The following is a 25,036-nucleotide window of genomic DNA, read 5'->3' on the forward strand; positions in this document are numbered from 1 at the left end:
CAAATTAGAAAAAAAACAGAATAATTGAGCACAAATGATTTTACTATTCAATTTAATTATGATAAATTAGATTGTGTAAAATATAAGAACGAATAGATGACCCGTAAGTACATCTCATAATTCGATAAAAATATTACATAAGGTCCATGGAATACATTCGCGTTTTCTCGGGCCAAATTTGATAATCATAATGAAAGTTTAATACGTAACCATTTTCGCCAAAGCTATTTAATGATTTCCTTCCAAAAATAAAATTCAGGGATCAGGAAAGATGACTACAGCAATGAGAATGACAGGTTGACTCCATGATTCCTTTTATATAAAATGCTTAATAGAAGCTGAGGAAGCACCTTAATTCGTAAACTGGCCCGTATTATGCGGAGTCAAGAATCGAGTGAGGTGTTTCTTTGTCATGTACGGAAAATTGCACAGTGCGTGTTTGTACGGAATTGATGGTGTTCTGATTGAGGTGGAGACCGATTTATCCAATGGTCTGCCGCAGACATCCATCATCGGTTTACCGGATTCAGCCATTCGTGAGGCCGTTGAACGTGTCCGTGCAGCGATTAAAAACTGCGGATATCAGTATCCGTTACAGCGGATTACAATCAATCTGGCCCCCGCTGATCTGCGCAAGGAAGGATCTTCCTTTGATCTAGCCATTGCTATTGGTTTACTCATGACAAGCGGCCAGCTTGTACTTCCTCCCGAGGAACGGACACTAGTGGTTGGCGAACTGGCGTTGGACGGTTCGATCAGGTCCGTGCCCGGCATTTTATCCATGGTGGATCTGGCCAAACGACAAGGCTTTACTTCCGTGCTCCTGCCTTTGGATAACGTAGAGGAAGCTTCACTGATTCGAGGTATCCAGGTGTTTGGCATTCGTCATTTACAGGATATTGCTCCGGAAAACCCAGATCAACCCGCTAGTTCAGTGGGAATACCAAATCATTCGAATGCAGGACCAGTCGTGTTGAAAAATTATGCACACCTCGCTGCTCCTATAACGGATAAGACTCATAAGATGGCGGATAGGAAGCCGAGACAAACACCATTATTTGCAGATGACTATAGCGATGTTCTGGGGCAGCATCATGTAAAACGCGCGCTTATGATTGCTGCAGCAGGCATGCATAATATACTTCTCGTTGGACCGCCAGGCACGGGCAAAACGATGTTAATCAAACGTCTGCCCTCCATCCTTCCGCCTTTGTCAGAAGATGAAGCGTTGGAAGTCACCAAAGTATTAAGTGCTGCAGGCAAATTAAAAGAAGCGCCTCAAGGCCTGATTGCAGATAGACCTTTTCGCTCCCCTCACCACACGATATCCACCTCTGGTCTGATTGGAGGCGGTGGTATCCCAAAACCGGGTGAAGTGAGCCTTGCCCATCGGGGCATATTGTTTCTGGATGAATTACCTGAATTCCAGCGCCAAGTGCTGGAGGTATTAAGGCAGCCGTTAGAGGATCGCACAGTAACAATTAGTCGGGCACGGGCTGCTTTCACCTTTCCGGCCCAGTTTATGCTTGCATGTTCCATGAATCCCTGTCCCTGCGGATATTTGTCCGCTCATTCCGAGGAACAACGCTGCATATGTAGTCCAGCCCGTGTTGCCGCGTACCGAGCCAAAATTTCAGGACCACTGCTGGACCGCATTGATCTTCAGGTTGAGGTTCCTCCACCAGGCGAGTGGCGCAAGTCTGTTGCTTCCCCTTCCTCTGAAGAAATGCAGGCAAAGGTGATCCACGCTCATCAAATTCAGGCTACACGTTATGCTCAAAGTTCGGTCCGTTGGAATAGCCAGCTTTCCGGCACGCTTTTGCGACGTACAATCCAACTCCCCCAAGAGGCAGAGCAGCTGTTAGAGCAAACACTGCAAACGTTAAACCTGAGCATGCGTGCACATGATCGGATTATCAAGATGGCACAGACAATTGCCGATCTGGACCATGAAGGTGAAATTGTAACAGCTCATGTGGCTGAAGCCATTCAGTATCGCCAACTGGATCTTAATTTATTTTGAAGCTATTTTAGAAGCATATGGAGGAAAGAACAGGCCGGTTACCAAAAGGCAGTGAAATGGGCATGAACCTGTAGACAGCAGAGGAAGATCGAGAAGGATTTCTTATGCAGATTCTACAACGCGGATACGCCAACATGACAAAAAACGTACAAGCCCTTCTCTTCTGTGAAGAAAGGTACTTGTACGTAGATTCCCCTGTAAACGTAAAGGGATCTTATATAGCTAAGGTCTACAATAATTTATTATTCAAAAAGAGTGAGTTTGTCCTTAGCTGGTGTGCGTTCTTTGGCAGAAGGAATAACATCAGGATATCCCATATAAATCATGCCTATAATCTTCTCTCCCGCCTCTATGCCAAGCGGTTTGCGGAATTTGGGAGCGTACAAGAATGGCTTGGTCACCCAGAACGTTCCAACGTCTTCACTCCAGGCTGCAAGCATAAAGTTCTGAACCAATGCACTGACCGCAGCAAAGTCTTCGTCCCAGATATTCTGTCTTGGATCTTCTTCCAGCACGACAAGCATAACGGATGGAACTTGCATAATATTGGGTGAAAATTTGTTGTCTTCTCCCATTTCTGCATCAATAGCCTCGGCCAGTTTCTTCCGTCCATTTCCGGTGAACAACAAAAATCTCCAAGGTTCACGCAGTTTATGGTTAGGAGCCCAGACTGCGGTGTCCAGCAATTCTATAATCTGCTGTGTAGGAACAGCTTCTTTTTTAAATTTTTTCACCGTACGACGGTTTTGAATCGCGTTTCTGACTTCATTTGTTGTTTTCGTAGCTTTACTCATCGGCCGTACCTCCTGTTTATAAAATCATTTGCAACCGCAATAGTGATTCGCGGCCTTGTACATTCAATATAATTTCTTTATGACATAATAAAATACCAGTTTACCTTCTTGATTATACACCCATCTTATCACGAGATTCAAAGGGGCGGCAGAGGTCATTATCGTTAAGGTCATTACGAACAGAAAAGACGACTCTGAATCTTGATTCACCGCGAGGGATCTTCAAGTCAGAACCGTCTTTTATTCTCATGTTATTGATTCACATATCATATCAACGAGTAATCAATCGTCGTAACTCGCCCCTTCAAACGCGCCATTCCCTTCAAATGTGCCATTAACAAAATCCATTTTGTTGTACTTCTCCTGGTTACCTGCAACATCAGTACTGTAATACTCTACCACCTTGACATCGGGAGCATAAAACTTGACGGGTCCTTCATACGTATTCCATGCTCCCCCATTGATTCGATATTGCGTTGTTTTTACGCCCGAACCTTTGACTTCGTCCGTTGCCTGAAGTCTAAATGTAAATCCTTTGATGTATATTTTCCCGTTCACAGTATCTGTAATAGGAACTAATCTGTACTTGGTTACTGGAGGTGTAATATCTGCATCTTTCTTAAGTACGATATTAAATGTATTATGATCTCCTTTTACAAGAGTAACGCTCAGGCTCGTTTTTAAATATCCTACTGCTTCTCCCGTTATCGTTCTAGCCCCTGTTGGTACGCGCTTTATTAAATAGTTGCCTTGAGCATCTGTTGTTGCCGAACCTCCAGCATTAACTTTAGCCCCACTTACTGGATTGCCCGACTCATCTACAACTTTTCCCCGCACGTGTGCCGCCTCTGCCAAAACAACATCCATTCTCAAGGTTCCTCCCTCCCGGACACCCAAGCGATCCTGTTCATATAGCATATAATCATCGGCATCTACCCATATTGCAATGTTCGGATTATAGGCGTAATCAATTCCTGTAACCGCATATCGACCTTGCTGATCAGTTTTCACTATACGATCAAAGACACTTGTTACTTTTATACGAGCATCTGGAACAGGTCTGCCTGCCTGATCTTTGACTGTTCCTACAATCGTGGATGGCTCATAAATATGAAAATCAAGCTGTATTTGCTCTCCACCGGACAATCCGTAGGAGCTATAATGTCTGTACGTCACATAACCCTCTGCTTCAACTACAAAAGTAATGTCCGTATTGTCTTCAACGGACTCTATAATACGATAACGTCCATTCCCATCCGTCTTCACACTTTTCTCTGACGTATCCCCACGATAATTAAGCCAATACTTGACAGTAGCGTCCTTGACAGGTAATCCCTGACGATCAATAACTTTACCTGATACACTTGCCTGACTAGACGGATCGGCTGCATAAGAAACTCCGGAATACATGATTCCAAACAAAATGAAACATAAAGATAGTGTACTTAGTCGAATGATCCATTTGATACTTGTCTGCATCTTCTCACTACACCTCACCATTTATTTTATTGATCAAACATTCCTCTTTATCCTCTTAAATTAACTGACCATAAGTTCAAGCTTCCAGAATTCTCCGTCCCAAACATATTGCCAAATCCCCTGTCCACCGTTCATGGTCTCGCTCATATCCAGCACTTCCATCCGAGGGCACTCCCATACTTGTTTTACTGTGTTGTTCGAAGTATTCTGAAGCTCTTTCATACATCCCACCAACCTCTCTTTAAGTTTCAACTTTCTTAGTTTATTATAAATGATACATTTTGTATCTAAAAATTTTCTGAAATACAATGATTTTATTATTAGTGCTCTATCCTCTGTTTTGTGATTTCGTAGTTAAATCAAAAAAAGCCGCAGCTCCTGTATAAAGAGGAACTACGGCTTTAGTATATTAACTAATTTTATAACTAAAACGAATGCAAAGATAAGACATAATTAAACTTGTACTTCGAAATAACTGACCAACTCACATTAAAAAGATACAAATCGTATCAATTAAAGTGGCAATAACTTCGAGTGTAATTCTTAAAAAGCATTAATAATATGATTCACAGAGACAGTCTCTCCTGCTTGGTCAAGCATTACGGCAATTACATCAAAACGAATCTGAAGTTCCGTCTCTCCCGTCATTTGTAAATAAACGGATGCGGTTGAACGTACCTGCTGCATTTTACGCATATCAACCGATTCCTGAGGTGTACCGTACTGAGCGGCTCCACTTCTGCTTCTTACTTCTACAAAGACAATCAGGCCCTCGCAGGAAGCAATGATGTCAATCTCACCGCTACGGCAACGCCAGTTCTGTCTAATGATCCGATAATCGTTCTCTCGCAACCATTGACAGGCAGCCTCTTCACCTAATCGACCCTTCTGCTGTCGTGTAAGCTTCAATCCCGGCTCCTGGCCTGATCTATGTTCTACCATGACTCGTCTTCCTCACGTCCTGAGGCCATTCGATCTGCACGGTAGACATATGTTAGCACCTCTGCGACCAGTTGATACAGTTCAGCTGGAATCTGTTCATCCAGATCCAACTTGGAGAGCACCTCCACAAGTGCTGCATCCTCCTGAACAGCCACGCCGTTTTCTCTGGCTTTATCCAGAATGGCTTCTGCCACTTTGCCACGGCCCTTGGCTACAACAACAGGTGCTTCGCTCTCTCCAGGGACGTATTTTAGGGCAACCACCTTTTTGGAGAGCAGATCGGGTTGTGACGACTCGTCTTTCATACCTTCAAGTCCACCCCTTTGTATCGTTCAGGACTATAGTCCGAGGCCCTCGTTTTTCGTTCCGCTCCCGGTTCCTGGCCAGCAGGCCACGGTTCCGCCTTGAAGGTCAGCAGTTGATAGCCCAGCTTGTCCAATGCCTGATGGATCACCTCTCGTCCGCTCTCCAGAAGCGGTCCCATTCCTTCGCGATCATTTAATACACGCAGACTGACAATGTTATTAACCACATGGACATCTACCAGAGTAGGCCCAAGACTTTTCATGTCCAGATCAAACCATAGACGGCAGTTGGACGCATCCAGCTCTCCACGAGATCCACGACGTGATTGAATCTGAACAGACGCCGTTTCTTCCCCGTCCGGTCCAGTGATCGGAATAAACCAGTGCATCTGTGCAAATGTAGCACTGCGATCTGTCGTCAGCAATAACTGCTGACCTGTCAGATATTGCACGGCCTGTCCGGCGGCATCCTTAAGCGCCGCCGGTGCGCCTTCGCTGCTGGCAAGCTGCAGCAGCAAGCCCTTCAGCGTGTCCGCATTCGCCGGACTCGCCGCATCCCCCACGCGCGGCTGCGCTGCAGCGCCGTGAACAGCCTGCTGCTCGTGCTCCGCACCGAGCAGCTTCAGCACGCGCCCCACCCACGGGTCCCCCTCGTGGGTGACAGGCGCGTGCACTGCCGCAGCTCCCGCAGGTGCTGCGGCACTACCGCCAGCCGGCGTCGCATCAGCGCCGGCTGGCAACGGCTGCGGCACGCCTCCGGCAGCCGCAGCCGCTTGGCCGCCCTGCGATGCAGGGGCGGCCTGTGCTGCCGCACCAGGCTGTGCCGGTGCGGCAGTGGACGCGCTGCGCAGGGCGTCCAGCAGCGCCAGCAGCTTGGGCGCCAGCTGCGCTGCCGTAGGCGCTGCTGGCGCCGCCTGGCCTGCTGCGGACGGCGTCCCCGCAGCTGCAGGCGTTTCAGCGCGGCCGTCAGTCCGCCCGGCCGCGCCTGCTTCAGGCTGGCCTGCACTTGCACGGCCAGCCACAGATTCTGCTGCCGCCCCCGGTGTACCCGGGCGGCTCCCAGCTTGCCCCGCGTCAGCACCGCGCGGGCCCTCGCCAGGTATTCCGGTTCCAGACGGAATACCTGCCCCCCCTTTACCAGCCGTTTCAACGTTGCTGGCAACTGCCTTGGCCCCGGCTTCAGCATTTCCTGCACCTGCGCCGGTCTGCTGGTTTCCTTTCACCGCAGTACCTGCATCCTCTGCCCCGCCATCCGTCATGGATATAGATCCTGCCAATGCCGCTTGTCCTTGTTGCGTTGACAAAGCAGGTGTTCCGGTTACAGTCACCTGACGACCATTACCTGATGCAGCCAATCCTTCTTCCGTCTGTGCTGCATTTGGTACAGCAGGTGCACCAGCCATGACTGCTGGTTTCAACGTAGCAGATTGTTCTCCAGGCAATACCGGTTTACCTGTTGTTTGTGTCAGCATCGTTTCCAACTGATCAGCCAACCCGCTTAACAACTGGTGCAGAGGGGGGCCAAACACCGTCTGGTGTAGTCCTTTTACTGTTTCCGCCGTAACCGGAAGACCACGCTGAAAAGCAATCCCTGTCGCCTGCACCCATTCTTCCACAGGGACCTGTGCAGGTTTGGCAGTCATCATATTTTGAACCATAGCCACATTATCCTTTGTAAGCGGCAAACCGCTACGCTGCATGGCAATTAACAGTTCCCGGTTCCCTTTTGTATCCGGTAGTCCTACATCCTTAAGCAGATTGTTCAGCGAAGCTTGTGGCAGCTCAGCAAGTGTTCCGGACATAGGTTTCATTACCGTTATGCCATTTTCACCTGGAGGTTGCACTTGAAGCAACGTGGTCTCACCCGGACGGAGTGGAGTCTCCAACTTGGCCCGCACCTGCACACCTTGAATCTGCAGAACTGCTTCTCCTCCATCATCGGATACACTAACGACGGAGCCACGAACCACCTGACCTTCCTTTAATTCAAGCGGTTTGGCATTGCCGGGCTTACTGTCTCCCATTAACCCCTTTATCATGGAACCGATATTCAAATCTCTCCCCCTCCTTTCTTCAAACCTGTGTTAAAACAAAGATTGCTGCTCTCCAAGCAGGTTGCCCAGAAAACTGCGCCGATGCATCGGGGTTGCCCCCAATGCCATAATTTGCTCCCGATGAACTTTTGTTGCATATCCTTTATGTATCGACAAACCATATTCCGGATATAACGTATCCCATTCTTCCTTACATAGTCGATCTCGCGTTACCTTGGCAATAATAGATGCCGCTGCGATCGATTGACTATTAGCGTCACCTTTAATGATGGACAGTTGAGGTACATTCACATCCACCTTCTCGGCATCCACTAGCATATAATCAGGAGTTTCTCCCAATGCTTCAACCGCACGTTTCATCGCAAGTCTCGCAGCCTGCTTGATGTTAAGCCGATCAATTGTCTCTGCATCCGCGTACCCGATACCTACCGCCAGCGCTTTTTCCATAATGACGTCATATAATGCATCACGTTTTTTCTCCGTTAATTTCTTGGAGTCATTCACACCTTCCAGGATGAGATCCTTCGGTAAAATAACCGCCGCTGCGACAACATCCCCGAACAAACAGCCCCGTCCTACCTCATCAATACCAGCAATACGTTCAAATCCACTGTCCCAATACTCCCGCTCATAGAGCAGCAGGTCTCGAGGTTCACTGGTTTCTTTTTTCTTCTTTGGTCCCATCGGGGTATCCAGTAGATTCAACCCGATCTCTTCATTATTTTCAACCATAACGCTCATCTCCTCTACCCACGCTTTTTCAGCATACGTATCACTTACAACTTTTTATAATATAGACGTAGATCCTCTGTCTTTTGTTCTGTACAACCTGTCTCTCTCAGCAAAACTCTTCCTTGAGATTTACAATATAAAGATAGTGATGTCTTCATTTATCGGTATTTGATGGTTTAAATTGAATATATCAGACCTCGTCTAATTTAAATTGCGCCACCATTTATCATAGCACGATTTAGATGCACCTGATATATAGGTCAGCCAATTCCATAAAGCGTACTGTTCTTCAATCCTCTTCCATTTTATCGTTTTCGACGTATCTTCCAGCTCTACTTCCGCGTTTGTATACACAAAAAACGACCGCTCCCGGTAATCCGGTAACGGCCGCTTCTTTCGGCACTTGTATATATGAAATGAACAGATAAAGATAATGATCTTCATCGTGTAGAGTCCATTTTTTTAATAAGGAGCTTCCATAGAGAAACGTCCCATTTTACCCGCTCGCAGTTCACGCAGAAATGCTCGTGATGCCTTTTCCAGATCAATGCGTCCACCGCTTACAACACATCCACGGATACGGCCGACTTGTTCCATAATTGCAATAACACTGTCTGAATCATCTGCATCCTTGGAGAACTCCTGAAGTCCGTATCTCTCTTCCAAAGCATCCCAGTAATAACGCATCAGGTAACTGATTCCAAAAAAGGCGATATCCTCTGCATTCAAAATTTCCTCTTTGATCGCACCAGTTACGGCAAGACGATAACCTACATTTTGATCTTCGAACTTAGGCCAAAGAATACCTGGAGTATCCAATAACTCCATTTCTTTTCCTACCTTGATCCACTGTTGCCCCTTCGTCACACCAGGACGATCTCCTGTTAACGCAATACTCCGTCCAGCCAGTCGGTTAATCAGTGTTGATTTACCTACATTGGGAATCCCTACGATCAACCCGCGAACCGCACGAGGATTAATCCCTTTAGCAATTTGACGGTCAATTTTTTCTTTAAGAAGAAGCTTGGCCTGCACGGGAATATCTTTAACATTGGTTCCCGTCGAAGCATCTACAGGGAAAGCGGTAATTCCTTCTTTTTTGAAATATTCAATCCATTCTTGCGTCACTTTTGCATCTGCCAAATCCGATTTGTTCAACAAAATCATCCGGGGTTTATCCAGCAATATTTCGTCAATCATTGGATTACGGCTGGAGACAGGCAGACGGGCATCCAATAGTTCGATGACCACGTCGATGAGCTTTAACTTATCCTGAATCTGGCGTCTGGCTCGAGTCATATGACCTGGAAACCATTGTATCGTCAACTTGTCTTCACCTCATTATTTACTTCAATTTCAGTGGTTGATCCACTTGATCTCACCAATCGGCCAGAAAATCACATCTGCACGACCAATAATATCTTTTAACGAAACATAACCGATCATACGGCTGTCTGTACTATTTGGACGGTTATCTCCCATTACAAACACATGACCTGCCGGCACTTTGCCATCAGGGAACTGTTCATTCGGGAAATCCTTCACGTTATAGGTTCCACCATTTGCTTCAGCTGCATCAATGGCTCCTTGAATATACGTTTCATCAACCTTTTTACCGTTAACCATCACGGTATCGTCTTGAACCTCAACGGTATCACCTTCTACAGCAATAACACGTTTAATGAAATCTCGACCTTCGGATGGTACGTGGAAGACGATAACTTCACCGCGCTTCGGTTCTCTGATATCATATAAGATCTCGTTGACGATCACACGTTCACCCGTTTCAAAGTTCGGCTGCATGGACGGACCGTCCACAACAAACGGTTTGAAGAGCAACCACCGAATCAGAATGACGAGAACTAATGCGATAACAATGGCTTTAAGCCATTCAACAATTTCATTTTTGGCTTTTTTGGATCGGCTGTTTTTCTCTTCGGCAGGATTGCCCCGGTCATGTTGAACTTCTTGTTCCATTCAAGATCTTCCTCTCTTCACAGTACATGTTTATAGCAGTACACACATCCAGCATTCTGTATCGTTCCAATAACTCCATGGATGGATACAAAACATTCACATCAGTTATGTAATCTTTCACCAAGCATTACAGTACATTTAATCCACAATTCAAATGCCTTCAAGAGGTTGTTCAAAAAGTCCGCTTTTGATTACGAAGGATGCCTAGTGGCATCATCAGCTTCGTATATGGAATTCAGCCGAAATGTCCGTTGCTCACGTAGTTACCTACGCTCCGCTACTCCATTTCTAGCTTCATCCCATCTCCTCGGTACTGAAAACCGGTCTTTTTGAACACGCACTTCAATAACTGATTTTACAAGCCTCCCGGACTATTCCCGCATGCGTTGCCATACCATTTTACTCGGAAGTGTACCTCCGGTTCAACTTTTCCCGGACAAAAACGAAAAGGGCTTGTCTCCAAGCCCTTCCCGGTATCCGTTATATTAACGAATTTCTTTAATTCTCGCTGCTTTACCGCGTAGTTCACGAAGATAATAAAGCTTCGCACGACGAACTTTACCACGGCGAGCCACTTCGATTCTATCGATTTTTGGGGAATGAAGCGGGAAAGCTCTTTCCACACCTACACCGTAAGAAATTTTACGAACTGTAAAAGTCTCACTGATTCCACCACCACGGCGTTTAATCACAACACCTTCGAACAATTGGATACGCTCACGAGTTCCCTCGATTACCTTAACGTGCACTTTCAAAGTGTCACCAGGACGAAAACTCGGAATATCCTTACGAAGTTGTTCTTGTGTAATCGCTTGAACGATATTCATCTATGACTCCCTCCTTCCGTACAGGCGTTCATACTTCTTCCAGAGATCACCTTGTCTCCTTCATTATCCATAGAGGACCGCCGTATTCCACATAACAGATTTATTGTATCACGCAGCATATCAAAACACAAGAGAAATTAAACAGATGCCTATTGTTCAATCTACCGCTCTGAAACTCATCCATCACATGTTGACTTCATTTTAAAATACATTCTCTCATATGGTCCTTGAATCAACGCTCTCATCTGCAAGTCAACCTGATACAGGAAAAAATACTGTAACTTCCGGTGTAGAAATATCGTCTATGATATAACTTATTGACCACTTTCAAAGGAGAACCCTGAGACTTATGAAATATTGGAAAAAGATCACACTTGCCCTACTCGCCATGCTCACATGCTCCATTACACTATATGCATATGCCGTAACTCATCCAACGAATGCACTGTCACACAAAGCCTGCACATCCTGGGACATAGTCAAACGCAAAGCATTCGAGCTGTCACACACTGACTTTTCCAGCCCATCTGCGCTGGATCGTTCTACCTTCAGGGTTGAACAAGGTACCGCTACAGAAGTTCCTGTACTGATGTATCATTACATAGAACCCAAACTGAACAATCACGAGACAGGTAATAAATCCATCATTAATCTGGAGGACTTCGAGCAAAATATGAAATACCTGTATGATGAAGGCTACCGCACGATTACACTGGATCAGCTTGAACAATATGTTAGCGGGAAGATTTCCCTGCCACAAAAATCTATTGTGATTACATTTGATGATGGATACCAGAACAATTATACGTTAGCTTACCCTGTGCTTCAAAAATATAATTTTCACGCCTCATTGTTTGTCATTGGCAGCAAAATTCAAGATCAGCCTTCGGAATTTGACCCTGCCAAAAAAAGTTTCATCTCCAGACCAGAGATGCAGGCCGCAACTGACGTATTTGAATTTAACAGCCATACCTATAACTTGCATCACAAGGGATTTATGCGCTGTGGCAACAGCGTACCTGTCGGTCTGGACACCAGTCTTCTGGATGATGATATCCAGCATATGAAGCAAACCGGAATAGACACACCTTATCTGGCCTATCCTTTTGGTTATACCAGTACGCAGATGATCTACAAGTTACAACAACATGGATATCGCATGGCATTTACCGTAAAGTCTGGATTTGTGCATCCAGGAGATCATCCCATGAAGCTGCCTCGCTTGACGGTCACGACAGGTACTGATTTGGCGTCCTTGCTTCAATCCGAATCCAGTCCACAGAACGAATTACCTGCATCGGAGAATGACCAGTGAAACCTAGAGTTTAACTTCACCGCCTGGATACAGAGTCGAGCTATACAGCCTTTTGAGCTGAGGCTTGGCTCTTTTTGCGTCGGTAAGTGATAATGTCATCGGAGAGCTAGAATAAATCACTGCTTCCTCTGCGTCATAGATGATGATCTGTTCTTTCCCCGTCTGAACCAGGTCTGCATGCACCGCATATCCCTCTTTCGGGAATTCAGTAACCGTTTTCATATCTCCATCTACCAAAGAAGGCAACACATCTCCACCTCTGCGATACGCCAAAATATAATCGAGTCCCCCCTCATCCCAGTTACACACAGGCTCTATAATGGTTAACCAGCCCCGAGTCGTGCGGTTTTCTTTCCATATTTCTTTCCCAGCGCTATCCAGCATGAACATTCCATCTTTACCATGCTCATCCCCCCGGACAATCCGGTCCAGACCTGCAATCTGTAAACCTTCCATTCCAGAACAAAAATGGCCTAACGCAATATGCTGTGATTCAATCGAGTCTTCATAACGCCACTTCTCATTACCGTAGCGGTCCATCATGACCGTCACACTGCCACCGATAACAACCTCAACTTCCCCATCACCGTCAACGTCGCCAAACCATATACAGTCAGCATGATCATCGAGATTCTGACAAGACCATAATAACATCCTATCATGATCCAGCATGTCATATCCGGCCATCACTTCATCTTTCCCATCTCCATCGATGTCATATACCCATGGAAAATGTCCTGGATTCCCTTCATGCTTCCATAACAAATTAAAATCATGGTCGAGTGCCCATAACGTCTTATAGCGGTCTTTCAGTATAATGTCCATTCTATGCTGGTTACCCGTCAGGTTGGCGAGAATAATGCAGTCATGTGCTTCATCACCTGGCAGATCACGTGTTTCTTTGATCTCTCCGGTCCGGCCATCCAACACGAGAAATTGTTTGTCCATCACACACAATACTTCATTATTTCCATCTCCATCCCAATCTGCGATCTGAGCAGGATAGTCTGAACCCGGACTACCTGCATCGGGATCGGGAGTTCCGACCTGCCATAGTAATGTTCCTTCCAGATCAAATGCAGTCAAACAGCATACCTGATGCGGAACATACCGATCGTCTATGCCCCCATCTGCCTGTACCAGCAACATTTCAAGTCTACCGTCCCCATTAAGATCTCCCAAAAGCATTTTGCAGCGTTCTCCGGCTTGGCTAATATCTACTCTGGCGATTTCATAAGGCTGATGATTCATAACCTTCCTCCTCAGCTATCTTTATTATTCAATTCCAGCTGAGTTCACCATAAAGAAAACCCCTTTCTTTTACAACCCTATTTAGAATCATGCAAAAAAGTTCAAAGCTGCAAAAAAGTGCCTATGTAATTAAACGATTTAAACGAATGATTTTAAACCCACTCTAAAAACTCAAGGCGATTGCCAAAAGGATCATTTATATAGAAACGTCTTACACCCTCATCTGCTCTTGCTTCGTCATCTACAATATGAATTTGGTTATGAATGAGATGTTCACGCAACTGATCCAAATGTTGTACATGAAATGCCGGATGAGCTTTTGTGGCGGGAATAAAATCTTTTTTGTACTCCAATATGCACTTGGTGTCTGCCACACTCGAACCATACACCACCCCGTTTTCTCAGAATTTCAGGTTTAGGAATTTCCGTCCAGCCCAGTACTTTATTGAAAAAATGACGTGCCACCGCTTCACAACCTTCTGGTGCTGCGAGCTGAATATGATCAAGACCAATAATATTGTACATTCATACACCGCCTTTTGTCTCACTTAATGAAACTAAGTTTCATTAATTATACTTTTATTTTATAAAATATACCAGTAAAAATCCAGTATTCTTTTTAATGTACACAAAAAAAGCCAACCTGTGAGTATCAAGGTCGGCCTTTTGCAACTCTGGAAATTTAATATTTACGTGTTTATACGATTAACCTTACTCTGTGCCATTTTCACGGTTTGAGCGGATGTTTTTCAGCCAAACTCGCTCTTTATCCGTCAAATCGGCCGTTTCCAACATCTCCGGTCTGCGCTCCAGCGTACGAAGCAAAGATTGCTCTCTGCGCCACGCCTCAATGTTCAGATGGTGTCCTGACAACAGCATGTCCGGTACTTTCATCCCCCTAAACTCGGGTGGACGTGTGTAGTGTGGATATTCCAAAAGTCCAGTGCTGAAGGAATCCGTCACGGCACTTGTCTCATTGCCAAGCACACCGGGTATAAGACGCACGATGCTGTCAATCGCAACCATAGCAGGCAACTCCCCACCCGTGAGTACGTAATCACCAATGGATAGTTCATCCGTCACGAGAAATTCGCGGATGCGCTCATCGTAACCTTCATAATGTCCACATATAAAAATAAGATGTTCCTCCTGTACAAGTTCTTCTGCTTTTTTCTGTGTAAACGTCTCACCTTGCGGACACATTAGGATGATACGTGGAGCTTTCATCGATGCCGCAGCTTCTCCGCGTTGCTCCAGCACATCTTCAACAGCAGCAAAGATCGGATCTGGTTTCAGCACCATACCTCCGCCTCCGCCATAAGGGGCATCATCTACTGTATTATGTTTATTGGTCGCATAATTTCGGAAGTTGGTTGCACCAAGGGATACGAGACCCTTCGTTTGAGCTTTGCCCAGAATGCTTGCTCCAAATACACCGTCAAACATCTCCGGGAATAGCGTTAATACATCCACTTTCATGTTACAGCAGCCCTTCCATCAGGTGAATCTTCACTTGCTTCTGTTCGATGTCCACATCAAGTACTACATCATCAATAACGGGAATCAGCACTTCTTTGCCTGCTGGCGTTTTGACAACCCATACATCATTGGCACCCGGAGTCAAAATTTCAGAGATGGTTCCAAGCGTTTCACCCTCTTCAGTGATGACCGAACACCCAACGATTTGATGGAAGTAGTATTCACCTTCGTCCAGCTCAGCCAGGTTCTCTTTTAACACTTTGGCCATGCCGCCTTTAAACTTTTCTACTTCATTAATATTCCCGTACTCTTTCAGACGAAGAATATACATATTTTTATGCAAACGTGAAGACTCCACGTTAACCATGACGGGATGATTATCTGGTGTAAAGAAAAACAACTCTGCATTTTTCGCGAAACGCACTTCCGGGAAATCAGTTAAAGGCATGATTCTTACCTCACCGCGAATTCCATGCGTATTAACGATTTTACCTACATTCATAAATTCTGCCATATTTCCTCCTACGAAATTAAATCAGACTAAACTGCTACTTCGACTCTCGTATGGTCGTTCCGACGACGGTTCGTTCTTTCGATCGCTGTTACCCCCTCATTTTTCGAACTTAATTTAAAAGGTGAAAATGAGGTGATAAAGGCGAACGCTAACGCTTCTCCAGAATCGATCCCGTCCCCTACACTGCTCCGAAGTCACTCATACCCAAAAATATTTTAATTCAATATCTAATCCAACCTATTAAGTTCAGCATGCACGAAAAGGGGCTAGGACATGCATCCTAACCCCCTTTCGTATATCTTTAAGATATGATATCAACGGTAACCCGTTTATCCATCTTAACTGCTGCTGATGTGACGACCGTACGAAGTGATTTCGCGATTCGTCCCTGTTTACCAATTACCTTCCCGACATCGTCAGGATGAACGGTTAACTCATAAACGACAAGCCGGTCTTTCTCAACCGTCCGAACCGTCACATCTTCCGGATGATCGACTAAAGCCTTAGCAATTATGCTTACTAATTCTTCCATAGATGACCCTCCGAATCAGCACTTTATTTAGATAATTTAGACTCGTGGAACTTCTTCATCACGCCCGCTTTGCTAAGCAAGTTGCGGACAGTGTCAGATGCTTGTGCACCGTTTTGAAGCCATGCCAATGCTTTATCTTCATCGATCTTAACAACAGCCGGTTGTTCAACCGGGTTGTAGTAACCGATCTCCTCGATAAAACGACCGTCACGTGGGGAACGGGAATCCGATACCACTACGCGGTAGAAAGGAGCTTTGTGAGCACCCATACGTTTCAGACGAATACGAACTGCCATTTGAAAATTCACCTCCTTCAATGAAATCTGTATATGATCCAGCTTCGTTTAAATCAACGGAAAGGAAACTTCATTCCTTTTCCCATGCCTTTAAGCTGCTTCATCGCTTTATTTTTGCCGCCTTTAGGTCCCATCATATCCGAGAACTGTTTCATCATGCGGCGCATCTCATCAAATTGCTTGATCAGACGATTTACTTCAGCCAGAGATGTTCCGCTTCCGGTAGCAATACGCTTCCGGCGGCTATGGTTGATCATGTCCGGGTTACGTTTCTCTTCGGTCGTCATTGAGTAAACGATCGCTTCGATCCGGCCCATCTGTTTATCATCAACCTTCAGATCCTTAGCTTGTTTCATCTTGCCCATGCCGGGGATCATATCCATGATCTGATCGATTGGTCCCAGCTTTTTGACCTGATCCATCTGCTCCAGGAAATCTTCAAACGTGAATTCTGCATTACGCATCTTCCGTTCCATTTCCTTGGCTTTATCGGTATCAATGTTTAATTGTGCTTTCTCAATCAGAGATAACATATCACCCATACCGAGGATCCGTGAAGCCATACGTTCCGGGTGGAACGGCTCCAAAGCGTCAAGTTTCTCTCCAAGGGAAGCAAACTTGATTGGACAACCCGTAACTGCTTTGACGGAAAGCGCAGCACCACCACGAGTATCTCCATCCAGCTTTGTCAGGACAACCCCGGTCAGATTAAGCTGCTGGTTAAAGTGTTCTGCTACGTTAACCGCATCCTGACCTGTCATGCTGTCTACGACAAGCAGTACTTCATCCGGATTCACTACGCTGTGAATCTGGCGAAGTTCTTCCATCAGTTCTTCATCAACATGCAGACGTCCAGCTGTATCGATAATGACATAGTCATTACCGTTATCTTTGGCATGTTGGAGACCTTGACGTGCGATCTCAACAGGGCTTGTCTGATCTCCCAGTGTGAATACCGGCGCTTTGATCTGCTCGCCAAGTACTTGCAACTGTTTGATCGCTGCCGGACGATATATATCGCCAGCAACAAGCAATGGTCTACTGTTTTGCTTTTGCAGCATTTTAGCCAGTTTACCCGATGTGGTTGTTTTACCAGCACCCTGTAAACCAACCATCATCAGCACCGTAGGCGGTTTGTTCGCTTTAGCCAGTTTCGCTTGGCTTCCACCCATCAAATCCGTTAGTTCCTTGTTAACGATGTCGATGATGACCATTCCTGGCGTGAAGCTCTCCATCACTTCTTTGCCAACAGCCTTCTCTTTCACCTTGGCGATGAATTCCTTGACCACTTTGAAGTTTACATCCGCTTCGAGCAATGCCAGACGTACCTCGCGCATAGCCTCGGCTACATCTTCATCAGACACCTTGCCTTTGCCGCGCAGCTTGCTGAACACATTCTGTAATCGGGTCGTTAATCCTTCAAATGCCATGATCCCACCTCCTTAAGCTTTAATACTGTTTTCAAGACCGATACGTTCCGCTCAGCCAATTTTCATTCACTAAGCTGAGCAACGATATCGTGTATTTGTTTGTTGTTATCAATGGAGACGCCTGCGCGTTCCAATGCATTTTGCAAATCTTCAAGATTGCGATTACGCCGTTCATGCTTTTCCAGCAAGCCCAGCTTGCTTTCGTAATTTTCCAGCACTTGTTCGGCACGCTTGATATGCTCGTATACCGCCTGGCGGCTGATCTCAAACTCGGCTGCAATTTCACCAAGTGAGAAATCGTCATGAAAGTAATACTTTAGAAAAGTCTGCTGTTTCTCGGTAAGTAACAATTCATAAAAAGCAAACAGCAAGTTAATCCGGTTTGTCTTCTCAAGCCGATTTTCTTGACTCACATCGGGGCACTCCCTTCGTCAAGGAAAAACACTTTACACTCTTGCAACGTTCCTAATAATACCTAAAACAAATCAGGTTGTCAAGCAAAAATACTTGTCACAATAAAAACAGCCCTGATGATATGTTATTTCGATGTTTAACGGGTGGTTTATGCCCTTTTTCACAACAAGCAAATCCGATCTATATCTCTGCGATCCACCTCTATGTAAAAGAAAAAACGAATGCGTCTCAGTCCGTGGAGATGCATCCGTTTATGGTGTTCTAACGAAGTGGTGTCAGGTACAGCAGTACCATAAAGAAATGAAGAATACTGCCTGCTAGCACAAAGAGATGCCAAATCGCATGGTGGTAAGGAAATCCACGCCACATATAAAAAAGCGTACCCAGTGTGTACATCAGGCCTCCAGCTACCAGCAGCACAATTCCTCCTGTTGGAATGGCAGCCATAAGTGGTTGCCAGGCAATAACGATAAGCCAGCCCATCGCAATATAGAAAATCGTGGACATGAATAGAAACTTTTTCGTGAAAAACGCCTTAAAGATCACGCCGAATAATGCGACTCCCCAGATTATACCAAACAGGGTCCATCCAAGTGTACCGCGAACAGCAATAAACAAAAGCGGAGTGTACGATCCCGCAATAAACAAATAAATGGAAGAATGGTCGAAAATCTCAAATAAATCTTTCACTTTTCCATCTTTCCATGCATGCACGAGTGTAGAGCTTGTATAGAGCAGCAGCATGGTGATCCCGTAGATCGTGAAACTGACCACATGCCAGGCCGTGCCTTTCATACTTGAAAATACAATCAATATCACCAGTGCAGCTACACTGAGTGCAGCGCCGATTCCATGTGTCACCGCATTGGCGACTTCTTCACGGCGAGAATAGGTATACGTATTGGCCATTTTCAACCGTCCTTTCTAACCCTTTAACATTGCCTTCTTTATTCCTCTATTATACACGTATTTCCAGTGACATTACACGTGACACTTATCACGTATATCACTGGCAATACGGTTAACATTACTAATTCATCCTATTATTAATGATTCTAGGAATTAGCTTCCTCTTCTTCAGCACTTTCCGCTGGCTGTTCCTGAATCAATCCGGCGAACAAAGCATGCACAAATTGCTCCGAATCAAACTGCTGCAGATCATCAATTTTCTCACCCAGTCCTACGAGCTTCACAGGCAAGTCCAGCTCCTGACGGATCGCAACAACGATCCCCCCTTTGGCTGTTCCATCCAGTTTCGTCAGTACGAGGCCAGTTACACCGCTTTTCTCACCGAAAAGTTTGGCTTGGTTCAAAGCATTTTGACCTGTTGTTGCATCCAGTACCATCAGTACTTCATGCGGAGCATCCGGAATTTCACGCTGAATGACACGATAGATCTTGTTAAGCTCGTCCATCAGGTTCGATTTGTTTTGCAAACGACCTGCTGTATCACAGAGCAGAACATCCGCACCCCGTTGTTTCGCTGCCTGTACCGCATCATACATAACCGCTGCTGGATCAGAACCAGATTGCTGTTTGATAACATCGACACCGGCACGTTGTCCCCATACTTCCAGCTGTTCGATGGCTCCGGCACGGAACGTATCTCCAGCTGCCATGATGACTTTTTTACCTTGCTGTTTAAATCGATGTGCCAGCTTGCCAATCGTAGTTGTTTTACCAACACCATTAACACCAACGAACAAAATGACGGTAATGCCATCCGGGTTCATTTTCAGTTCATTATTCTGTTCACCGCGAAGAAGATCCGTCAGTTTCTCGGACAATACAGGCTGCAACTCAGCCGCGTCCTCGATTTTGCGTTTTTTCACCTCAACGCGCAGGTCTTCGATCAGATTCATGACTGTATTCACGCCAACGTCTGCTCCGATCAAAATCTCTTCCAGTTCTTCATAGAACTCTTCATCGATTTTTTTGCGGCGGATTACGAGATCCGACACTTTTTCCACTAACCCTTTACGTGTCTTTTCCAATCCATCCTTGAACTGTTTGGTGACCGACTCCGTTTTACTTGCAATGCTGTCTCTCAGCTTTTTAAAAAAACTCATAAAGCCCCTCCATCGTGTACATAATCTAAGCGCTTTTGCAAAAATGCTCAATCTGAATGATTTTCAATGATTACAATGAGTTCATTTGTCTCGCAGGTTTGGATCAGATCAGGCAATTACTGCTTCCTCATCTTCCAGTTTAACCGAAACAAGCTTGGATACTCCGCCCTCTTCCATTGTAACACCGTACAGCACATCTGCCTCTTCCATCGTACCTTTACGATGGGTAACAACGATGAACTGTGTCTGTTCGGAGAATTCACGCAAGTACTGGGCAAAACGTACGACGTTAGCTTCGTCCAGCGCCGCCTCTACTTCATCCAGCACGCAGAATGGTACAGGTTTGACATGCAGAATGGCAAATAACAAAGCCATCGCCGTCAATGCCCGCTCCCCACCGGATAACAGTTGCAGATTTTGCAGTTTCTTGCCTGGTGGCTGAGCCACGATATCTATTCCCGTTTCAAGCAAGCGCTCCGGGTCCATCAGAACAAGGTCAGCACGTCCCCCGCCAAACAGCTTGGTAAACACGGTACCGAACTCACGGCGGATGGCATCAAACGTGATTTTGAATCGCTTCGCCATCTCGTCTTCCATTTCCCGAATAACCTGATACAACGTTGTTTTGGCTTCCACCAGGTCATTCTTCTGTTCACTCAGGAACTCGTATCGCTCATTGACCCGCTGGAACTCCTCAATCGCTCCCAGGTTCACATCACCCAGGGCGGATATACTGCGCTTCAGCTTCTGTACCTCTGCCTGTGTATGCTCCACATCTTCCGGCACAGGATAACGCTCTTTGGCCAGTTCATAGCCCAGTTCGTATTCATCCGTCAGCTTTCGCAGTATATTTTCCAGCTCAACATCCAATCGGTTCACGGAAATTTCCGTCTGTCGCATCTGCTCTTCCACAGCTTTTAACTGCGTACGTTGTTCCTTTGTTTCGCTCTCGGCAAGCTCAAGCTTTTTCGACAACTCACTTCGGGCAGCTCGTTTGAAGTCCAGCTCCTGGGAAGCTTCCGCTTTTTTCAGCTTGTACTGGTTCAGATCTTCAATCTGCTTGACACTCTCGGTCTGTGTTTTCTTGAGATCTGCTTCCATCGAAGCCAGCAACGTGCGATTCTGACGAAGATCTTTCACCAGCGACTCCACTTCCCGCTCCAGACGTCGTAATTGTTCCCCATTGGAGAATCGCTCCTGATCAAGCTTGCCTTCGCGCACTTTCAATTCGGTGAGTTGGCTCTGCAATTCTTCCTTCGCGGATTCATTGGCTTTCCGAGCAAACTCAGCTGCATGAATGGCACGATGGGTCGCTTTTTCTTCCTCTTCAAGCTGCTCCAGCTTCTTCACAGCGACGATACGAGCCGTATCCAACTCTTTGATCTCTTCGGTGAAGCCACTCTTCTCCTGTCCGGCAACGGCAACCTGTTCAAGCACATGGCGAAGCTCATGCTCTACCTGTTTCATTTCCATCGAAGCCTGCTGTTCTGCATTTCGGGTATCATCACCGGACTGACGAAGTTCATCCAGTTTGTCCTGACACTGCTCCAGTTGAACTTTTACATCATCCACACTACGATGCAGTTTCACGATTTGATTTTCCGTATCCAAAATATCCTGGTCGAGCTGGTCCAGCTGCCGTTTCCGGCTGAGCAGACTCACATTTTTCTTGTGCTGGCTACCACCTGTCATGGAACCACCCGCATTGACCACGTCACCTTCAAGCGTCACAACCCGGAAACGATACTGGCAGCGAGCCGCAATTTTATTGGCAACCTCCAACGTTTCGGCAATAATAACATTACCTAACAGACTGCCAATGATTGAAGCGTACTTGGATTCAAATTGTACAAGATCAGCACCGATCCCCACAAACCCCTCCATACCTTCGATCATGGAACGTTCAGCCGCTCCAATGGCACGAGGACGAATGACATCCAAAGGCAGGAACGTTGCACGCCCCAACTGGCGTTGCTTCAGGAAAGCAATTGCCTGTCTGGAAACTGATTCATTTTCCATGACCACATGCTGCAAGGATGCTCCCATCGCTGTCTCTACGGCAAGTTCGATCTTCTCGGGAACTTTAACAAGTTCAGCTACAGCTCCATGAACACCGCTCAGCGTACCTTTACGCGAAGCCTTGAGAACCTCCTTGACACCCAGCATGAATCCGTCAAAGTCATCCTGCATCTCTTTCATCGTATCGCGGCGGGAAACTTGAGCTTCACGCTTCTGTTCCCATTTACGGACCGTACCCCGACTTTCTTCGAGCAGCTTCTGCAGCGACTGGAGTCGTTCACTTTCCGTAATATATCCACCACGTAGGTCACTGATTTCTTTGCCCAAACGAACAACTTTTTTCTCAATGTCCGCTTTGCGACTTTCCAGTGTCTCTTTCTGATCTTCCCATTTGCCTGATTCTTCAGCCGCGCGATTCATCCTGCGCTCTAGCGTTTCTTTCTGCTGATCCACATAACGAATTTCATTTCGTGTCTGAGCCATCTGATTCATCAGTTCCAGCAAATTGCCTTTGAGGCTTTCCTCTTGCTGTTGACTAATGCCACCTGTAACACCGATGAGTTTGGCTTCTTCCTGAGACAACTGATTTCTCACATCATTCAGTTCATGCTCAAGTTTGCCAAACTTCTCACGCAGTGCAAGCAGCTCGGTTTCCCGTTCGCGATGTCTCTCTTCACTGGCGGCAAGCGTTACTTTGAGCTGCTCCTGATTTGTTTGCAGATGGTGCGAGCGCTCCTTGAGCAATTCCCCGAGCCCTTCACTTTTCTCTGTCGCTTCACTGAATTGCAATAAAGCGGCTTGCAGTTGCTCTGTCTCTGTTTCCAGGATACGCAGCGCATTCCGATCATTTTCCAGCTTGGCATCATGCGTAGAGACAATCGCTGCCAGTCCAACCTCTTCCTGTTTTAGCGATTGCAGGCGCTCATTTGCCTTACTCCAGGACGCATGGATCTGTTCGATCTGGTACACATACATGGAAATTTCCTGTGATTTGAGCTGTGAACGAAGTTCCTTATAGTGGATCGCTTTCTCCGATTGTTCCTTTAGTGGTCCAATCTGATCTTCCAGTTCAGTCACCAGATCATGAATCCGCAGCAAATTCTGCTCTGTCTCATCCAATTTGCGCGTCGCATCCCGCTTGCGGGATTTATATTTAACGATACCCGAAGCTTCTTCAAAGATGCCTCTGCGATCCTCTGAACGGGTACTCAGAATCTCTTCGATTCGCCCCTGTCCAATAATCGAGTAGGCTTCCTTACCGATGCCGGTATCCATAAACAACTCCGTAATATCCTTCAAACGACAAGATTGCTTGTTAATAAAATATTCACTATCTCCGCTGCGATGTACACGACGAGTCACCGTCACTTCACCAAAATCCAATGCAAGTGCGTGATCCTCGTTATCAAGTGTTAGCGACACCTCACCGAAATTAACGGCCTTCCGTGCGTCACTGCCTGCAAAGATGATATCTTCCATCTTGCCACCACGCAACGACTTGGCACTCTGTTCCCCCAGAACCCAACGGATTCCGTCCGATATATTACTCTTGCCACTTCCGTTCGGACCTACAACAGCCGTAATGCCTCGAACGAATTCCATCTCCGTTTTGTCGGCGAATGACTTGAATCCACCCAATTCAATCCGTTTTAAAAACATAGGGTTTCTCGTCACCTCCTCTTGCAAATTTCAAGTATTGCATTCCAGCGCCTAAATAAATTGAACTAAAATAAAGTTCACTTATTTAGTTAACGATCAGGCAAACTCCCCCTGAACCTCTTTACAAAAAAAAGAGCAAAAAGCAGTCCGGCCGATTACTTCCGCCGGGGCGGACCCGCGGGCTGCTCTTTGCTCTTCGTTTGTCTATGCGCTATCGGTTAAGCTCCGGCTTCCGGAAGCTTCAGTCGATCAAGTGCTGCAGATGCAGCCTGTTGTTCCGCTTCCTTTTTGGAACGTCCTGTACCTCTGCCAAGCCGTTCTTGACCCATATGGACCTCCGAGACAAACTCACGTTCATGGGCAGGTCCCCGTTCCTCAACGATACGGTATTCCAAAGCTCCCATATTGTGATGCTGAGTAAGTTCCTGCAGTTCCGTTTTGTAATCACTCATTTGCAGCTTGCTGCCCAATACGATTAATGGGAAGACATGCTGATCAAGAAATGTCCGAACAGGCGCAAGCCCCTGATCCAGATACAATGCACCAATGAAAGATTCAAACACATCTGCCAGCAGAGCCGGCCGTGTCCGTCCTCCAGTTAGTTCCTCACCTTTACCAAGAAGTACATACTGCCCAAAACCCAACGCTTCAGCAAATTTGACGAGGGAAGGCTCACAGACAATGGATGCCCGCAGCTTAGTTAATTCACCTTCCGGACGGTTAGGATACAAATGATACAAGTATTCCGATACAGTCAGTTCCAGCACGGCATCGCCCAGAAACTCCAGACGCTCGTTGTCCTGATGCTGACTGAACCGGTGTTCGTTTACATAAGAAGCATGGGTAAACGCTTGTTTTAAAAGCTGCCTGTTGTCAAATTTGATTTGAAGTTTATGTTGTAACTGCTTCAGATCTTCACTCAAAC

General features: G+C 46.1%; 23 protein-coding genes and 1 pseudogene. 2 read left to right on the forward strand and 22 right to left on the reverse strand.

Translation table 11 applies throughout. The features are described 5' to 3' along the window. The first annotated feature begins 412 nt into the window (after positions 1 to 412). A complete protein-coding gene (locus AC6CIF_RS01545) occupies positions 413 to 2,023 on the forward strand; it encodes a YifB family Mg chelatase-like AAA ATPase (protein WP_498197511.1) in 1,611 nt (536 codons plus the stop codon). A 242-nt stretch (positions 2,024 to 2,265) separates the two neighbouring features. Here the strand turns inward: AC6CIF_RS01545 and AC6CIF_RS01550 are convergent, their stop codons facing one another. The 10 genes from AC6CIF_RS01550 to rplS all read right to left on the reverse strand — a co-directional run bounded on the left by AC6CIF_RS01550 (position 2,266) and on the right by rplS (position 11,133). Further along, positions 2,266 to 2,817, reverse strand: coding sequence for a nitroreductase family protein (locus AC6CIF_RS01550; RefSeq protein ID WP_498197513.1), 552 nt, complete (start codon positions 2,815 to 2,817; stop codon positions 2,266 to 2,268). A 282-nt stretch (positions 2,818 to 3,099) separates the two neighbouring features. Continuing rightward, complete coding sequence (locus AC6CIF_RS01555) at positions 3,100 to 4,296, reverse strand: carboxypeptidase-like regulatory domain-containing protein (protein ID WP_498197514.1); 1,197 nt, start codon at positions 4,294 to 4,296, stop codon at positions 3,100 to 3,102. 60 nt (positions 4,297 to 4,356) lie between these two features. Continuing rightward, positions 4,357 to 4,518, reverse strand: coding sequence for a paeninodin family lasso peptide (locus AC6CIF_RS01560; protein ID WP_498197516.1), 162 nt, complete (start codon positions 4,516 to 4,518; stop codon positions 4,357 to 4,359). Positions 4,519 to 4,839: 321 nt separating this feature from the next. Continuing rightward, complete coding sequence (locus tag AC6CIF_RS01565) at positions 4,840 to 5,238, reverse strand: YraN family protein (protein ID WP_498197517.1); 399 nt, start codon at positions 5,236 to 5,238, stop codon at positions 4,840 to 4,842. Continuing rightward, on the reverse strand, positions 5,232 to 5,543 hold the full coding sequence (locus AC6CIF_RS01570) for an EscU/YscU/HrcU family type III secretion system export apparatus switch protein (protein WP_498197519.1): 312 nt from the start codon (positions 5,541 to 5,543) through the stop codon (positions 5,232 to 5,234). The genes AC6CIF_RS01565 and AC6CIF_RS01570 overlap by 7 nt, the downstream gene beginning before the upstream one ends. Next, complete coding sequence (locus tag AC6CIF_RS01575) at positions 5,540 to 7,597, reverse strand: TP0910 N-terminal domain-containing protein (RefSeq protein WP_498197521.1); 2,058 nt, start codon at positions 7,595 to 7,597, stop codon at positions 5,540 to 5,542. The genes AC6CIF_RS01570 and AC6CIF_RS01575 overlap by 4 nt, the downstream gene beginning before the upstream one ends. 30 nt (positions 7,598 to 7,627) lie before the next feature. Then, positions 7,628 to 8,281, reverse strand: coding sequence for a ribonuclease HII (gene rnhB, locus AC6CIF_RS01580; RefSeq protein WP_498198176.1), 654 nt, complete (start codon positions 8,279 to 8,281; stop codon positions 7,628 to 7,630). 510 nt (positions 8,282 to 8,791) lie between these two features. Next, on the reverse strand, positions 8,792 to 9,655 hold the full coding sequence (gene ylqF, locus AC6CIF_RS01585) for a ribosome biogenesis GTPase YlqF (protein WP_036670353.1): 864 nt from the start codon (positions 9,653 to 9,655) through the stop codon (positions 8,792 to 8,794). 30 nt (positions 9,656 to 9,685) lie between these two features. Next, positions 9,686 to 10,306, reverse strand: a complete 621-nt coding sequence (gene lepB, locus AC6CIF_RS01590; protein ID WP_017689211.1) for a signal peptidase I — start codon at positions 10,304 to 10,306, stop codon at positions 9,686 to 9,688. A gap of 485 nt (positions 10,307 to 10,791) precedes the next feature. Next, positions 10,792 to 11,133 (reverse strand): 50S ribosomal protein L19, encoded by a 342-nt coding sequence (rplS, locus tag AC6CIF_RS01595; RefSeq protein ID WP_024630190.1) that lies wholly within the window; start codon positions 11,131 to 11,133, stop codon positions 10,792 to 10,794. 349 nt (positions 11,134 to 11,482) lie between these two features. Here rplS and AC6CIF_RS01600 point away from each other — a divergent pair, with 349 nt between their 5' ends. Next, positions 11,483 to 12,448: a polysaccharide deacetylase family protein gene (locus AC6CIF_RS01600; protein ID WP_498197524.1), complete on the forward strand. Its 966-nt coding sequence runs from the start codon at positions 11,483 to 11,485 to the stop codon at positions 12,446 to 12,448. Positions 12,449 to 12,451: 3 nt separating this feature from the next. Here the strand turns inward: AC6CIF_RS01600 and AC6CIF_RS01605 are convergent, their stop codons facing one another. The 12 genes and pseudogenes from AC6CIF_RS01605 to rnc form a co-directional block, all read right to left on the reverse strand. Further along, a complete protein-coding gene (locus AC6CIF_RS01605; protein WP_498197526.1) occupies positions 12,452 to 13,699 on the reverse strand; it encodes a hypothetical protein in 1,248 nt (415 codons plus the stop codon). 152 nt (positions 13,700 to 13,851) lie between these two features. Beyond that, positions 13,852 to 14,224: pseudogene (locus AC6CIF_RS01610) on the reverse strand (VOC family protein). Positions 14,225 to 14,410: 186 nt separating this feature from the next. Further along, positions 14,411 to 15,178 carry a tRNA (guanosine(37)-N1)-methyltransferase TrmD gene (gene trmD / locus AC6CIF_RS01615; protein WP_498197528.1) on the reverse strand — a complete coding sequence of 256 codons (768 nt, stop codon included), beginning with the start codon at positions 15,176 to 15,178 and terminating at the stop codon, positions 14,411 to 14,413. A 1-nt stretch (position 15,179) separates the two neighbouring features. Then, on the reverse strand, positions 15,180 to 15,692 hold the full coding sequence (rimM, locus tag AC6CIF_RS01620) for a ribosome maturation factor RimM (RefSeq protein ID WP_091031941.1): 513 nt from the start codon (positions 15,690 to 15,692) through the stop codon (positions 15,180 to 15,182). A gap of 301 nt (positions 15,693 to 15,993) precedes the next feature. After that, positions 15,994 to 16,224, reverse strand: coding sequence for a KH domain-containing protein (locus AC6CIF_RS01625; protein WP_017689218.1), 231 nt, complete (start codon positions 16,222 to 16,224; stop codon positions 15,994 to 15,996). Between the two features lie 23 nt (positions 16,225 to 16,247). Beyond that, positions 16,248 to 16,520 (reverse strand): 30S ribosomal protein S16, encoded by a 273-nt coding sequence (gene rpsP, locus AC6CIF_RS01630; RefSeq protein ID WP_017689219.1) that lies wholly within the window; start codon positions 16,518 to 16,520, stop codon positions 16,248 to 16,250. A 53-nt stretch (positions 16,521 to 16,573) separates the two neighbouring features. Continuing rightward, positions 16,574 to 17,950 carry a signal recognition particle protein gene (gene ffh / locus AC6CIF_RS01635; protein WP_062833767.1) on the reverse strand — a complete coding sequence of 459 codons (1,377 nt, stop codon included), beginning with the start codon at positions 17,948 to 17,950 and terminating at the stop codon, positions 16,574 to 16,576. A gap of 62 nt (positions 17,951 to 18,012) precedes the next feature. Continuing rightward, complete coding sequence (gene ylxM, locus AC6CIF_RS01640) at positions 18,013 to 18,363, reverse strand: YlxM family DNA-binding protein (RefSeq protein WP_017689221.1); 351 nt, start codon at positions 18,361 to 18,363, stop codon at positions 18,013 to 18,015. A gap of 262 nt (positions 18,364 to 18,625) precedes the next feature. Continuing rightward, positions 18,626 to 19,273: a PAQR family membrane homeostasis protein TrhA gene (gene trhA / locus AC6CIF_RS01645; RefSeq protein ID WP_498197531.1), complete on the reverse strand. Its 648-nt coding sequence runs from the start codon at positions 19,271 to 19,273 to the stop codon at positions 18,626 to 18,628. Positions 19,274 to 19,419: 146 nt separating this feature from the next. Continuing rightward, complete coding sequence (ftsY, locus tag AC6CIF_RS01650; RefSeq protein ID WP_076208925.1) at positions 19,420 to 20,433, reverse strand: signal recognition particle-docking protein FtsY; 1,014 nt, start codon at positions 20,431 to 20,433, stop codon at positions 19,420 to 19,422. 108 nt (positions 20,434 to 20,541) lie between these two features. Further along, the gene (smc, locus tag AC6CIF_RS01655) at positions 20,542 to 24,111 is read right to left on the reverse strand and encodes a chromosome segregation protein SMC (RefSeq protein WP_237175980.1); all 3,570 of its coding nucleotides are present in this window, start codon (positions 24,109 to 24,111) and stop codon (positions 20,542 to 20,544) included. 218 nt (positions 24,112 to 24,329) lie between these two features. After that, on the reverse strand, positions 24,330 to 25,034 hold the full coding sequence (rnc, locus tag AC6CIF_RS01660; RefSeq protein ID WP_036670338.1) for a ribonuclease III: 705 nt from the start codon (positions 25,032 to 25,034) through the stop codon (positions 24,330 to 24,332). Positions 25,035 to 25,036: the final 2 nt, after the last annotated feature.

The sequence above is a fragment of the Paenibacillus sp. GQ49 genome (assembly GCF_059759055.1).

Bases quoted from the DNA above. Each gene is read 5' to 3' on its own strand.
- AC6CIF_RS01545 (WP_498197511.1), top strand. From the start codon at position 413: ATGTACGGAAAATTGCACAGTGCGTGTTTGTACGGAATTGATGGTGTT.
- AC6CIF_RS01550 (WP_498197513.1), bottom strand. From the start codon at position 2,817: ATGAGTAAAGCTACGAAAACAACAAATGAAGTCAGAAACGCGATTCAA.
- AC6CIF_RS01555 (WP_498197514.1), bottom strand. From the start codon at position 4,296: ATGCAGACAAGTATCAAATGGATCATTCGACTAAGTACACTATCTTTA.
- AC6CIF_RS01560 (WP_498197516.1), bottom strand. From the start codon at position 4,518: ATGAAAGAGCTTCAGAATACTTCGAACAACACAGTAAAACAAGTATGG.
- AC6CIF_RS01565 (WP_498197517.1), bottom strand. From the start codon at position 5,238: ATGGTAGAACATAGATCAGGCCAGGAGCCGGGATTGAAGCTTACACGA.
- AC6CIF_RS01570 (WP_498197519.1), bottom strand. From the start codon at position 5,543: ATGAAAGACGAGTCGTCACAACCCGATCTGCTCTCCAAAAAGGTGGTT.
- rnhB (WP_498198176.1), bottom strand. From the start codon at position 8,281: ATGGGACCAAAGAAGAAAAAAGAAACCAGTGAACCTCGAGACCTGCTG.
- lepB (WP_017689211.1), bottom strand. From the start codon at position 10,306: ATGGAACAAGAAGTTCAACATGACCGGGGCAATCCTGCCGAAGAGAAA.
- rplS (WP_024630190.1), bottom strand. From the start codon at position 11,133: ATGAATATCGTTCAAGCGATTACACAAGAACAACTTCGTAAGGATATT.
- AC6CIF_RS01600 (WP_498197524.1), top strand. From the start codon at position 11,483: ATGAAATATTGGAAAAAGATCACACTTGCCCTACTCGCCATGCTCACA.
- AC6CIF_RS01605 (WP_498197526.1), bottom strand. From the start codon at position 13,699: ATGAATCATCAGCCTTATGAAATCGCCAGAGTAGATATTAGCCAAGCC.
- trmD (WP_498197528.1), bottom strand. From the start codon at position 15,178: ATGAAAGTGGATGTATTAACGCTATTCCCGGAGATGTTTGACGGTGTA.
- rimM (WP_091031941.1), bottom strand. From the start codon at position 15,692: ATGGCAGAATTTATGAATGTAGGTAAAATCGTTAATACGCATGGAATT.
- AC6CIF_RS01625 (WP_017689218.1), bottom strand. From the start codon at position 16,224: ATGGAAGAATTAGTAAGCATAATTGCTAAGGCTTTAGTCGATCATCCG.
- rpsP (WP_017689219.1), bottom strand. From the start codon at position 16,520: ATGGCAGTTCGTATTCGTCTGAAACGTATGGGTGCTCACAAAGCTCCT.
- ffh (WP_062833767.1), bottom strand. From the start codon at position 17,950: ATGGCATTTGAAGGATTAACGACCCGATTACAGAATGTGTTCAGCAAG.
- trhA (WP_498197531.1), bottom strand. From the start codon at position 19,273: ATGGCCAATACGTATACCTATTCTCGCCGTGAAGAAGTCGCCAATGCG.
- ftsY (WP_076208925.1), bottom strand. From the start codon at position 20,433: ATGAGTTTTTTTAAAAAGCTGAGAGACAGCATTGCAAGTAAAACGGAG.
- smc (WP_237175980.1), bottom strand. From the start codon at position 24,111: ATGTTTTTAAAACGGATTGAATTGGGTGGATTCAAGTCATTCGCCGAC.